Consider the following 12,436-nt stretch of genomic DNA (forward strand, 5'->3'; position numbering starts at 1 on the left):
ATTCGTGACTGGAAACCTGCTCTCAATCGCTTCGCGATTGAATTCGGCGATCGCTTTCCAACTTGAGTTTTTACCCTTGACACAATCTATTTGACATACCCCTTTTAACCAATCTCATCCAATCGATCCAGGTTGAATTTCTCAATAATTTCCTGTTGTTCTGATTCCTCTAACTACCGATCGATCGCCTCATTCACGATCGCATTTACAGATGAGTCTTTAATTCCAGCGATCGCTTTGAGCAAACGATCCTTTTCTTCTGTGATGTAAACCCTGATTTGTGGTTTAGCTGGCTTTGGCACGTTTTTAGCAATTATCTAAAGCAGTTCACTCATAATCCTGTTTCGGCTCTACAAATCTACTCCTCATCTTCTAAGAGCTTTCCAAGATTGTGCGTATCCATCAAGTCTTTGTATTGATTCGGCAGGCTTGCTCTTAGCGTGTCCTCAACAATGCTGCTGACCGTTTGATCGCTAAGACCAGATAGCGTCTTCAACAGCCTATCCAGGTTAGGCGTGATATACAGACGCAATTCTGTTTTCTTTTTCTTAGCCATCGATATTCTTAACGCTTACCAAACCGTTGCGACTCAATAATCGTAACGAGGTTTAAGGGTCATTCTTTATTTTTGGATTTTCTACATTGCTCGAATTGCCGAAATATCTTATATTGAGTTCACATTCAAACGTCCAGAAGCTTGATGGAATCTGGGCTACCTTTTTATGGAGTTACCCGATGACTACTCTGACCGATGATGAAATTGCCCTGATCAAATCCCTTCTAATCGCCCTGCGAGGCATTAAGACCCAAGACTTGGATAAAGCTCTCGCCATTCTCAGCAAAGAGAACCGCCTCAAACCCTTAGCGAGACGCGAAGATGAGGAGTAAAAAGCCTGTGAAACAAGTCCTGGTTGGGGCGATCGCGTAGACAACTGCTTTAGAATACGAATATGTAAAGATTTATTGCAGTATCTTTAACGAAGTAGCTATGGACTTGCCAGAACTGGATACTCAAACGATTGATCGTGTGATTGAAATGGCATGGGAAGACCGCACCCCGTTTGAGGCGATCGCCCTTCAGTACGGGCTACAAGAAAAACAGGTGATAGCTCTAATGCGGCGAGAGATGCAACCATCCAGTTTCAAAATGTGGCGTAAGCGAGTCACTGGACGCAAGACAAAGCACCTGAAACAGCGTGACTTTTTAGCCGGACGCTTTCGCTCACAGAATCAAAAAGGGTCTTAATCAGGATTGCTCAAATCTCACGTTTTGAGGCAATGAGGCAAAATCATAAATACACCCTGACTAACGCTTGATTGAACCCTATGTCTGTTGAAACTTGTTCTATTCCTGTTGCTCTGACGATCGCTGGCTCCGATAGCGGTGGCGGTGCCGGAATTCAGGCTGACTTACGCACCTTTTCCTTTCACAAAGTGCACGGCACCAGTGCGCTCACCTGCATCACCGCTCAGAACACATTGGGGGTAACGCGAGTTGATGCCCTGCCACCGGAATCGGTTGTGGCTCAGATCGAAGCTGTGGTCAGCGATATTGGCGTGCAAGCCACCAAAACAGGCATGTTGTTGAATCAGGAAATTATTGTAGCGGTAGCGCAACAAGCAAAGACTCTCGATTTAGGGCAATTGGTAGTTGATCCGGTGATGGTGTCCCGTACGGGAGCCCAACTCATTGCCGACGAAGCGATCGCCACCCTACGAAGTGACCTGATTCCTCTAGCCACCTTACTCACCCCGAACCGCTATGAGGCACAGATGCTCAGTGGCTTAGAGATTACAACATTGGCAGAGATGCAAACTGCGGCTCAAAAGATTTACTCGCTTGGGGCAACCGCTGTGTTAGTCAAAGGCGGTGGCATGGGCGGCGAATTGCGCGGAGTGGATGTGTTTTTTGATGGCGATCGCTTAGAAACCCTGCAAACCGAAACGGTAGATACCACTGACACGCATGGTACGGGATGTACCCTATCAGCGGCGATCGCCGCAAATCTCGCCCAGGGACAAGACCTGTTGACTGCCGTGAAGAATGGCAAACAGTACGTCACCACCGCTCTCAAATACGCTCTCCGCATCGGCAAAGGACAGGGGCCAGTCGGGCATTTCTTTCCGTTATTGGGGGAGTAGGGAATAGTGAGTGGGGAGTAGGGAATGGTGAGTGGGGAGTGGGCAGAAGGATTAAACTAATGACTATGGGCAAATGACCACTGACCATTGACCATTGACTATTGACGAATGACCGACCACTGACCACTGACGAATCATCCATCCCCGTTTCTCCCCACTCCTCACCGTGCTGTCATGAAAAACCTAAATCGCAGCAGAAACCAAGTCTCGCCACAACAGGTTGAGTATTTCAATCAGGGGCGGATACTTCAAGAGAATGAGGATCTGCGAAAACAGGTTGACCACGCATGGCAACAGTTTGAAGCGGTAAATGCTCAGGGTGAAGAGTTGCAAAAAGCGGTTGAGGAAGCCACCGCGATCGCCCACCGAGAGCAACAGGAAAAGCAGACCTTGATGCAAAGACTTCAGGATGCGATCGCCTCTCGCAACTCGATGCGCGGCAGGTTGGGCAACATGACCGCTCAACGTAACAAGATGTTTCAGGCATTGAAAACCAATATCGATCGCCTCACTGAGGCTCACCAGCGAATCAGCCAATTGCAACAGGAATATGACAGCGACATGGCAGAATTTGCCAGGGTTTATCGGGAGATCACTCCAGAACAGCGACGGGCACTCCCTCCCAAGTTAAGACGACTATTAGAACAAGTCGCCCGCGATTATCGAGAATAACGTCATTGAGAACAGAGCCATGAGAAGCCGAGCCGAACGTAATCAAGACTTTGAAGCCATTAAAGCAGACCTGTTTGATGCTGGAGTCGCTGCCCTGCAAGCCGCTCAAGCTGGCGAACAACTGTTTGACCGCTCAATCGAGGCGATCGCTGAAGCCATGGACATTCCCCAAGGGGGCACTGAAACTTCTAACAAACCTGTGCTCACGGAAGTCAATTTGGTTTACGAGATTGTATTGGCTGAGAAACAAGATGCAGAGGCGATCGGCAACTATGATGCCTATGTCACCGCTAGCCGCAAACTGCAAACCCTGGAAGACCTAGACGTTGAGCGACTAGAGCGGGAAGCCCGCAAACTCGAAGCTCAACTCCGCATCGCCAACGCTCAGCGTCAGTTAACCCAGCTCTCTCAATCACCTTCGCAATCCTCGGCTGAACCCTCCTCATCCCCCTGGACAGAAAGCCGACTGAAGCGAGAATTTAAGACGCTAGAAGCCGTTCGCAGTGGCTTGGGCATCGAAGCTCGCACCTGGAAAAAAGCCGTGGAAGAAGCAAATCAGTAGAAGAAATAGCAGGTGTTGCTAATCCAATATGCAAATTTCGTAGGGACGTTTCGCGAAATGCCCGTACAGCGGTGATTAGTATTTGAGAATCATACCTGCATTCAGCAACGCCAGATAACAAATGGGTTTGATAGAAGTGCGGCTAGACTGAGCGATCGCCCAATATCTCAGTTCAAGGTGAGTAAACAGAAATAGCAACTGCATAAAAGATTAGACCTAAACATATTGACATTGAACAGCCAATAATAAAATTGTCAGTCTATTTAGCCAATTTTGGATACTAGACAAAAATTTTCCGCATATCTGCCCGATTCCAATATTAGACAAAAACTTTCAATTTACCAGATGCCAAATTGCTATATAAAACAGGCGAACCATATGGAGAATCGGCTTATAAAGGTTAAAGAATATACACAAGCTGCATTGGATACTTTACTGATTACAAAGAGTCAGTTTGCTCTTTTAGAGCCACTGATGAAAAGCGAAGCTCTTGCAAATCGTTTTAATGCAGGTTTAAGAGTTCAGGCAAGAAATATAATGATTAGCACTTTATATGTGAATTGTTCACTTAGTTTGCTGGCGATATCATTAGATTCAGATAAAAGAGCTGCATCGATTTGCAACATTCTTCGTATGCTAGAAGCTCAAGATCTTGGGTGTTTCTTACGCGATAAGTTTTCCAAAACTCGTACCATTTATGATCTTTCAGATATTTGCGAAAGCGAGAGAGAACAGTTGGCGAGGAGATTGGAGAAGCAAGAAAGTTCGATTCTTAAACAAAATTTTGATGAGATATATGAGCATGTGAAAAAAAGGTTTAACGAGCTTAAGGATGGAGATGTCTGCCAACGATTGAAAGATGTTCGCGATAAAGTTCATGCTCACAAAGAAATGGTCTTGGATCAAGGTTACCCTCGCTTACGCACATTGGAAGAATTTGGAGTTAAAGTTGGTGATTTGAGAATATTTGTGGATGCAGTTGAGGAACTCCTAATTAAGTTAGGGATAATCATAAACGAGTCAAGTACTTCACTACACATCATGGACAAGCAAAATAAGATTATGGCAGAGGAGTTTTGGGAATTAGGCTAAATATTACATTGGAGCAGCAAACAAAACGCTCCTGTCCTGACTCTAAGGTTATCTATCACTGCTTAACTTCGTTATTAAAGGTTTTCTACTAATTAGCTGTGAGGAAATGTAGATGACAGAAGTCGAAGAGCCTAGAGGGATTACCTTTATTAAAGATGCCCTTGCTGAAAGGTTGGGACGACCAGCAGCAACTCGCGTAGCTAAGAGCAACTCATCAGAATGGTACATTTTTGACCCATGCTTTTCTGTAATTCAGCGGGGTGTTGGAAGTGCCATTCGGGGATATAGATCGGGAATTCAAGTTCACAATGAGGAGATTTCCTTCTTCAACGTTCACTCTCGTACTCCTGCAAAACTATTGCGTACTAACCTAAAACAACGTCCTGAAGCTCTTATAAATGCCGCAGAGGGTTGCCTGCACTTAAGGGACTACCATTATCTGCATTATTCTTCTCGGAAGGTTTGTCGTCAAACTGGAGCAAAGAAATGGGTAGACACTGTCAGAATTATTGAATCCCCAACTTGGAAAGATTTCAAGAGGGAACTTGAAGCAGACCTGAGCGGCATTGCTAACGATTTATTTCCTGAACTTCCGAGCGCAGGAAAGGTGGGTACAGGTGAGTCCATTAGGGGAAGCGACTTTTGTCTTCTTTTGGCTAACTACCATCAAATTGAGTTTGCTAGGACTGACGAAATAGCAGCGCAGCGAGCTGCTGAAGTTATTGATGCCGCCTGGCATCTCTTCTCGTGTCTTTATCCGTGGGAGTCACCCAAGAAACGCGATGCATCCCTTCGACGTGCAATGCTCTCCAATCCAGGATTATGCAACTGTGAATATAGCCAAATTGTTGGTGCTCCAACGTCGGACTGCGACGGCTCAGCCGTTGAAGCGGCTCACATCATTCCTTATGCACGAGGTGGCAGCGATCGATCTTGGAATGGAATTTGGTTATGTGCCAAGCATCATCGCATGACAGAAGGAAGACTGGTAGGGTGCCGTGATCACTCAAATCTGTCAGTAGTGCGAGTTAGATTTCTTGTTCATTAAAATGGCCTCTAACAATTCTGGTGCAATCCGGAATCCAGCTTTGTTTATCAACTCATCGATAACAGGTTGTAAAGATTCAATCTCACCTATCTGTTTGGCGCGCAGTAAGACTCCCAGAACTCCCGTTACTTTCAGACCTAGAGATTTAGCAACTTTCTACCTTCACGTTCATCTAGAAGTATCCAGTTTGCCGTAAGTTCAACACCAAGAGCGATCGCCTCAGCCTCTCCTCGATCGAGTGTTTGCTTCAACAGTTTGGCAAGCGGTTCATTACTTACCGCTTGAGCTTGAATCCATCCAGATGCGATTGCTCCACGAATTACTTGAGAGCCAGGTCGTTCTTCATCAATTTTCAATTCATCTAATACTGCATTAGGAATCCGAATTTCGCCGAATTGCCGACGCAGGAGTTCAAGCTGATCTACAATTGCCAAATTGAGAATTGGTGAAGTGTTACTCACTACGGGCATAGCTTAAGTCATCATCCAATTCTTCAAAACCATAATGCCGCAACACACCACGACGAGAGAGCAACTGCCCAAATTCGTATTTATCCATCTCAGCGAGTTCCCGTGCTTTGCCTAAGGAGAGAATGTCCTGTGCATAAAGAGCAACGGCAAGTTCCCTGCGTAATTCCTGCTCAATCCGCTGCTCAGGTAGGCGCAGGGCTTGAACTATGGAGTCGGAGATCGAGATCTGTAGTCCCATCTTCACTTCAAGCCGTAACGGTTTATTTATACCTATCATGGTACACTCAGCGACCAAAGTTGAGAGCTTAACGCGGTTTAGCAACTCTGTACACCCAGATGCCAAGAGTTGGAGTTACACCTTGTAAATTGTTGGCAGGATACTGATGTTGAGCGATCGCCTCTAGAATAAACTTCCTTCGTCAACCAAACGCCTCTCTAGCACCTCACTTCACCTGCTTGGGCGATCGCTAGCTAATCCTTGCATATCATTAACCATGCTTCACTAAATCTAGGGTTCATTAAGCTGAACCAGTACTTCTTGCTCAACAGTCCTAGAAGGGAGAATATCTAGAACATCTTGATCTGCAAGTTCGATAATCTCTACGTGGCATCGCCTTATCTGTTCAACAATTGCAGGTTGCCATTGACGAAATTTGATATCAAGTCCTTGAATCAGGGCATCGATAGCAAGTCACAACAAATACTACTTTTTATCCTAATCTCCATAATAGGGAGATGGGTGACAGGAACTGCTTCACTCCTGCATTCCCCACTCCCTACTTCCGATTCCCCACTCCCTTCAGCTATGCACTAAAGTACTTCGCCGCCGGGTGATAAGCGATGATCGCCGTAGTGGATTGCTCTGGATAGAGTTGTTCGCTCTCATCCATGTGCAAGCCCACCCGATTTGCCTCCAACAATTCCAACAAGGTGTATTGGTCTTGGATATTGGGGCACGCCGGATAGCCGAAGCTATAGCGGGAGCCTTGATAGCGTTGCGCTAGAATGTCTCGAATCGAATCGGGGTCCTTGTCACCAAAGCCCAACTCACGGCGAATTCGGGCATGAGTCCACTCAGCGAGTGCCTCTGCCATCTGCACGGCTAACCCGTGGAAGTAGAGGTAATCGGTATACTGGTTTGCCTCAAACAGGGATTTAGCAAACTCGGTAGCGATCTCTCCCACTGTTACAGCCTGCATCGGGAAGACATCAAAGGCTTTGTGGGGATTGGCTTCCGCATCCTTGGGTAGGTAGAAGTCAGAGATGCAGTAGCGACGCATAGATCGTTGGCGGGGGAAGTGGAACGTGGCGATCGCTGCATCCAAATGCGCGTCGTGCTCATCCGTGGCGATCGCTGGACTGTACAGATACAGCGAGTTCCCCTCTGACAAGCAAGGGAAGTAACCATACACCACCTGCGGATGTAACAGGTTCTCGCTAACAACTCGCTGCTTCCACTGTTCCAAAATGGGGTAGACCTTGTCTGCCAGAAACGCGTCGTACTCCTCGCGTGATTGCTCTTTGGGCTTACGGAATTGCCACTGCCCCGCAATCAACGCCTGCAAGTCGAGGTAAGCAAACACCTCTTCGATCGGGATGTCGGCGGGTTCCAGGATCTTCGTGCCCCAGAAAGGAGGTTTGGGGCGATCGATATCGAGGGCGATCGCTTCCGATCGCTGTGTGTCTTCTGAAGACTGAGCGCTAACGGATGAAGGCTCAGGTTGCATTTCTATGGGTTGGCTTTCATCCTTTATCCCTAATCCTTTATCCTTCTCTTCTTCATCTAAAAACCCGTTCAGGTCATCCCAGTTGTTAGCCGTTTTGGCTGCCATCAACTTATCCATGAAATGCAGATCCGAGAAGGCGTCTTTGCCGTAGACTACCTTACCCTTGTAGGCATTCTGGCAGTCTTCGTAGACGAATTTAGGCGTTAACGCCGCACCTCCCAAAATCACGGGAACTGTGATTCCCCGCTCATTAAAAGTTTCTAGATTCTCCTTCATGAAGGCAGTCGATTTCACCAGCAAACCACTCATGGCAATGCAGTCTGCTTTGTGCTCCATATACGCGTCGATGATGTTATCGACGGGTTGCTTGATGCCCAGGTTGATGACGCGATAGCCATTATTGGTGAGGATGATATCCACCAGGTTTTTACCAATATCGTGTACGTCGCCCTTCACCGTAGCGATGATGAACGTGCCTTTGGCGTTATCCCCGGATTCCTCCTTCTCCATGTAGGGTTCCAGGTAGGCAACCGCCGCTTTCATGGTTTCCGCCGACTGCAATACAAAGGGCAACTGCATCTGTCCAGAGCCAAACAGATCACCCACCACCTTCATGCCATCCAGCAAAAAGGTGTTGATGATTTCCAGTGGCGCATAGATTTCCAATGCTTTAGCCAGTGCGTCATCCAGTCCAATCCGCTCACCGTCAATGATGTGGCGTTTGAGCCGTTCTTCAATGGGAAGATCTTCCGTAGCCACCCGATTGGCAGCATCCTTGCTGGACTTCCCTTCAAATAGCTTGGTCAACTCCGTCAGCGGATCGTAAACGCAGATATCGCCTTCAAATTGGCGTTCGTCAAAGATCAGCTTGCGACAAATTTCCTGATGTTCCGGGTCAATCTTAGACAGCGGCAGAATCTTAGCCGCACTGACGATCGCCCCATCCATGCCCGCTTCCATCGCCAGATGCAGGAACATCGAGTTGAGGACAATCCGCGCTGCCGGGTTGAGTCCGAAGGAAACGTTAGAAATTCCCAGCAGAATATGGACTCCGGGGAGGTTTTGCCGGATCATCCGAATCGCTTCGATGGTGGCTTTGCCGTTGGCGCGATCTTCCTCAATCCCCGTGGAGATGGGCAACGCCAGCGGATCGTAGAAGATCTCGTACGCAGGAATGCCATACTCCAGCGCATCTCGATAAGCCCGTTGGGCGATCGCAAATTTCCGTTCAGCGGTACGTGCCATCCCGTCTTCGTCGATGGTTCCCACAACCACCCCGGCACCGTAGCGTTTCGCCAGTTCCAACACCTTAAGGAACCGCTCATCGCCATCTTCGTAGTTGGTGGAGTTGAGCAGGCACTTACCTCCCGCGACCTTCAGCCCTGCCTCCATCTTTTGCCACTCGGTAGAATCGAGCATCAGCGGCAGGGTGACGTTGGTGACAAGACGAGACACCAACTCGCGCATATCGCGCACGCCATCACGTCCGACGTAATCGACGTTGACATCAAGAACGTGTGCCCCTTCTTTGACCTGCGATCGCGCCAGGGACACTAACCCATCCCAGTCTTCGGCGTTGAGCATATCCCGGCATTTCTTGGAACCGCTGGCATTCAACCGTTCCCCAATGATCAGGAAAGAGTTGTCCTGGTCGTAGGGTTGTGCCGAGTAAATAGATGCTGCTGAGGGGACGTAGTTCAGTGGTTCTCGTGCGATCGCCTCAGAATGTCCGTTGAGTTCGGATGGAACGCGCACCGGACGCTCTTTGGGTTTGAGGGTTGTCGTAATTTCGGTCAGGGCTTTGATGTGATCCGGACGAGTGCCACAGCAACCGCCAATCACCTGCACACCCAGGTCTTCCACAAAGTGCATCAACGCCATTTTGAGTTCCAGGGGAGTCAGCTTGTAGTGGGCATGTCCTCCAATGTTTTCGGGGATGCCTGCGTTGGGGATGCAGGAAATCACAAAAGGCGAGTGCTGCGACAGATAGCGAATGTGGTCTGCCATGCGATCGGGACCTGTGGCGCAGTTCAGCCCCAAAATGTCGATGGGATAGGGTTCCAGAATGGTCAGCATAGCCGATACATCGGAGCCAACCAGCATCGTTCCCTGAATCTCCATCGTCACCGACACCATCAACGGACGGCGATCGCCCTTCTTCGCAAAAACTTCCTCAATGCCATCCAGTGCTGCCTTAATTTGCAGCACATCCTGGCAGGTTTCCACGATAAACAGATCCACCCCTCCGTCATACAGCCCTTCTGCCTGCTCTGCAAAGGCTGCCTTCATCGTGTCGTAGTCGATATGCCCCAATGTGGGAAGTTTCGTCGTGGGACCCATCGAACCCGCCACAAATCGCGGCTTTTCAGGAGTGGAATACTCGGCAGCACAGCGTTTGGCGATTTCAGCAGCACGCTTGTTCAGTTCATACGCCCGATCCGCCAGATCATATTCAGCGAGAACAATGGACGCGGCACCAAAGGTGTCGGTTTCAATCACATCGGCTCCCACTTCCAGGAAGCCCCGATGCACTTTCTCAACTGCCTCCGGTTTCGTCACAACCAGATATTCGTTACAGCCTTCATACTCAGCTCCGCCAAAGTCTTCAGCCGTCAGGTTTTGGGTTTGCAACGATGTACCTGTCGCGCCATCAAACACAATAACGGGGCGATCGGGACTGTGGAGACGAGCCAAAAAGGGGTGAGTCATAGTCGCAGACGAGCAGATGAAGTTAAGTGAAGTTCTTCTAGATTATCAACCTAATGGGGAGATGGGGAATGGAGAGCAGGGAATCAAGAAAAGACCCTATGTAACTCCAGCTTCCCTTCAACCCTGAAACCAGGCTTTCTCACGATTTTCTCCTAACAGGAAGGAATTCGGCAGCACCCTGCCCAAGGGTCACGAGCCTGCCACCCTGACTTCGTCGATCATCGTCACCAATTTATAGATGCCGTCCTCAAACAGCTGTGTGGTGCGAACTCGATGCGTAGACGCATTGTTGCGCTGTGGGTCGCGATCGCTCAAGGTAATGATCTCATGGTAGTGGGTCTTACAACCCTGCACCGTACGGCTCCCGCAGTAGACAATAATCTCATCGGTGACTGACCAGGCAACACCGGAAAATGCTGACGCTTTTTCACCGCCCAGTGTGTACACCTCATCCGTGAGCGGAAACACCAGTTTCCCATCCTGAAAGTTGCCAAAGTATTTTGCCACCACCTCTCTGGGGGTGCCAATACGAACGGTGTTGGTCTGGACGTAATCTGTTCCGGCGATCGCAATCTCAACCCGCACCAGATGTTCGTCCATCAGCTCTCCAGTCGTCGAGACTCGTCTTGCCGTGCCTTCCCAGGTGCCGCAATTTCTCAAAAAGGCGATCGGCACCCCAAATTCATCACAGGTAATACTGGAAACCCTAGCTTCCCCAGTGTCGGAGGTAAAGAAAGGCAACACGGTGTAGTGGTTAGACATCCTATCCTCCTAAGCCGCTTGCTTTCGTTGACGACCAATGGTTTGGCTCATCTCGCGACTGGTGCGCTGATACTCATGCACAATCGGTAGCCGTTCCGTCTCAAAGGCGGCGAGTGCAGCTTTCACATCATCGTGGTGGATCATGTGTCGCATCAAAGCCACCGCATCCTCAAACCCTGCCGTCATGCCCCGTGCCCGTGTAGAACTCTTGGCATGACCCGCATCTCCAAGCAACACGACACGGTTGTCATGCAAGCGAGGCAGGGGGTCAATATCGTAGGAATAGCGCGTGATGACCTGCTCCAATGGAGTTGATTCAATCACGGCTCGTGCATCATCGGGAAGCTTTTCCAGAGCCTCTGGAGGAATGGATTGATCCTGAGGCACGAGAGCACCAACCTCACCGTCGGGTTGTTCTTGCTCCACAAAGAAGCCCCAATGAGTGCGTCCATTGCCCATGTCAAAGAAGTTGGCGTAAATGCCCCGACCTCTGGCGTATACGATAAACGTGCCATCGGGACAGAAGCTTTCATCCGCCACTACCCCGCGCCAGACCAGATCACCCAGATAGCACAGAGGCACATCGGGCACAACCGACTGACGGACTTTTGAGACGATGCCATCGGCTCCGATCAACACATCTCCCTCCCACTGGCTACCGTCTTTGAAGTGCGCCACCACCTGGCGATCGCTCTGAGTGAGGGATTGCAGAGATGCGTTGGTGTGCAGTCGCTCCGATGGAAAGCCCGCCAACAAAGCTTCCAGAATCAAGCGGCGATGAATCAGGATGCCGGGTAATTCGGCTTCAGCGTAGGTGACATCCTCCGCATTGATCAACTCACCCTTCAAATTGCGAAACTCAAACCGAGTCACGGGCACCCCTGCCCGAATGATGGCTTGACAGACCTCTGGATCGCCTTCGTTGAGGGCTTTCATTCCCGCCTGCACTAACAAAATTCCGCAACCCTCCGTTCGAGGTTGGGGGGCCTTCTCAAACAAATCCACCTGAAACCCTTGCTGAAGTAGTAACCTCGCCAGATAAACGCCTGTTGTTCCAGCACCAACAATACCCACTCGGCAGTTTGAAGCCATCATTTGCGGTACTCCTTCTTTTCAGCGTGGATTGGCTATGAATGGCAGAGCGCAGGAGATGACGACATAGCAACCAAAGGATTGGTTAGGACGGGGTGCAGGAGTGGAACCCCTGGCTTGGGGCGCAGCCCCACACCCCCTTGTATTAACTGCCTCAACA

16 protein-coding genes are annotated in these 12,436 nt (G+C 49.3%); 7 read left to right on the forward strand and 9 right to left on the reverse strand.

The window, feature by feature from the left end; translation table 11 throughout:
- Nucleotides 1-173: 173 nt before the first annotated feature.
- Together H6G89_RS35930 and H6G89_RS28230 are read right to left on the reverse strand one after the other, a co-directional pair.
- On the reverse strand, nt 174-302 hold the full coding sequence (locus H6G89_RS35930) for a hypothetical protein (protein WP_255519527.1): 129 nt from the start codon (nt 300-302) through the stop codon (nt 174-176).
- 56 nt (nt 303-358) lie between these two features.
- A complete protein-coding gene (locus H6G89_RS28230; protein ID WP_190512961.1) occupies nt 359-556 on the reverse strand; it encodes a hypothetical protein in 198 nt (65 codons plus the stop codon).
- A 179-nt stretch (nt 557-735) separates the two neighbouring features.
- Between H6G89_RS28230 and H6G89_RS28235 the strand changes: the two genes are divergently transcribed.
- The 5 genes from H6G89_RS28235 (at nt 736) to H6G89_RS28255 (ending at nt 3,376) form a co-directional block, all read left to right on the forward strand.
- A complete protein-coding gene (locus tag H6G89_RS28235) occupies nt 736-888 on the forward strand; it encodes a hypothetical protein (protein WP_190512962.1) in 153 nt (50 codons plus the stop codon).
- 100 nt (nt 889-988) lie between these two features.
- Nucleotides 989-1,246: a TIGR03643 family protein gene (locus tag H6G89_RS28240; RefSeq protein ID WP_190512963.1), complete on the forward strand. Its 258-nt coding sequence runs from the start codon at nt 989-991 to the stop codon at nt 1,244-1,246.
- Between the two features lie 80 nt (nt 1,247-1,326).
- Nucleotides 1,327-2,142, forward strand: coding sequence for a bifunctional hydroxymethylpyrimidine kinase/phosphomethylpyrimidine kinase (gene thiD / locus H6G89_RS28245; protein ID WP_190512964.1), 816 nt, complete (start codon nt 1,327-1,329; stop codon nt 2,140-2,142).
- Nucleotides 2,143-2,316: 174 nt separating this feature from the next.
- The gene (locus H6G89_RS28250; RefSeq protein WP_190512965.1) at nt 2,317-2,814 is read left to right on the forward strand and encodes a hypothetical protein; all 498 of its coding nucleotides are present in this window, start codon (nt 2,317-2,319) and stop codon (nt 2,812-2,814) included.
- A gap of 19 nt (nt 2,815-2,833) precedes the next feature.
- Entirely contained in the window at nt 2,834-3,376 is a 543-nt protein-coding gene (locus H6G89_RS28255) for a hypothetical protein (RefSeq protein ID WP_190512966.1), read from the forward strand.
- Between the two features lie 75 nt (nt 3,377-3,451).
- On the opposite strand, the gene H6G89_RS35935 is transcribed toward H6G89_RS28255, so the two are convergent.
- Nucleotides 3,452-3,580, reverse strand: coding sequence for a hypothetical protein (locus tag H6G89_RS35935; protein WP_255519529.1), 129 nt, complete (start codon nt 3,578-3,580; stop codon nt 3,452-3,454).
- Between the two features lie 174 nt (nt 3,581-3,754).
- Between H6G89_RS35935 and H6G89_RS28260 the strand changes: the two genes are divergently transcribed.
- Together H6G89_RS28260 and H6G89_RS28265 are read left to right on the forward strand one after the other, a co-directional pair.
- Nucleotides 3,755-4,468 (forward strand): AbiU2 domain-containing protein, encoded by a 714-nt coding sequence (locus H6G89_RS28260; protein WP_190512968.1) that lies wholly within the window; start codon nt 3,755-3,757, stop codon nt 4,466-4,468.
- Between the two features lie 112 nt (nt 4,469-4,580).
- Nucleotides 4,581-5,516, forward strand: a complete 936-nt coding sequence (locus H6G89_RS28265) for an HNH endonuclease (RefSeq protein ID WP_190512970.1) — start codon at nt 4,581-4,583, stop codon at nt 5,514-5,516.
- On the opposite strand, the gene H6G89_RS35280 is transcribed toward H6G89_RS28265, so the two are convergent.
- The 6 genes from H6G89_RS35280 to H6G89_RS28290 all read right to left on the reverse strand — a co-directional run bounded on the left by H6G89_RS35280 (nt 5,484) and on the right by H6G89_RS28290 (nt 12,279).
- The gene (locus tag H6G89_RS35280; protein WP_309230116.1) at nt 5,484-5,651 is read right to left on the reverse strand and encodes a DUF3368 domain-containing protein; all 168 of its coding nucleotides are present in this window, start codon (nt 5,649-5,651) and stop codon (nt 5,484-5,486) included. The genes H6G89_RS28265 and H6G89_RS35280 overlap by 33 nt on opposite strands.
- 2 nt (nt 5,652-5,653) lie before the next feature.
- Entirely contained in the window at nt 5,654-5,977 is a 324-nt protein-coding gene (locus H6G89_RS35285; protein ID WP_242060158.1) for a hypothetical protein, read from the reverse strand.
- Entirely contained in the window at nt 5,970-6,263 is a 294-nt protein-coding gene (locus tag H6G89_RS28275; protein ID WP_242060159.1) for a UPF0175 family protein, read from the reverse strand. The genes H6G89_RS35285 and H6G89_RS28275 overlap by 8 nt, the downstream gene beginning before the upstream one ends.
- A gap of 526 nt (nt 6,264-6,789) precedes the next feature.
- Nucleotides 6,790-10,422, reverse strand: a complete 3,633-nt coding sequence (gene metH / locus H6G89_RS28280; RefSeq protein WP_190512972.1) for a methionine synthase — start codon at nt 10,420-10,422, stop codon at nt 6,790-6,792.
- 189 nt (nt 10,423-10,611) lie between these two features.
- Nucleotides 10,612-11,184, reverse strand: coding sequence for a hypothetical protein (locus H6G89_RS28285; protein ID WP_190512974.1), 573 nt, complete (start codon nt 11,182-11,184; stop codon nt 10,612-10,614).
- A 9-nt stretch (nt 11,185-11,193) separates the two neighbouring features.
- The gene (locus tag H6G89_RS28290; protein WP_190512975.1) at nt 11,194-12,279 is read right to left on the reverse strand and encodes an FAD-dependent monooxygenase; all 1,086 of its coding nucleotides are present in this window, start codon (nt 12,277-12,279) and stop codon (nt 11,194-11,196) included.
- Nucleotides 12,280-12,436: the final 157 nt, after the last annotated feature.

This window comes from Oscillatoria sp. FACHB-1407, assembly GCF_014697545.1.
Taxonomy (GTDB): Bacteria; Cyanobacteriota; Cyanobacteriia; order Elainellales; family Elainellaceae; genus FACHB-1407.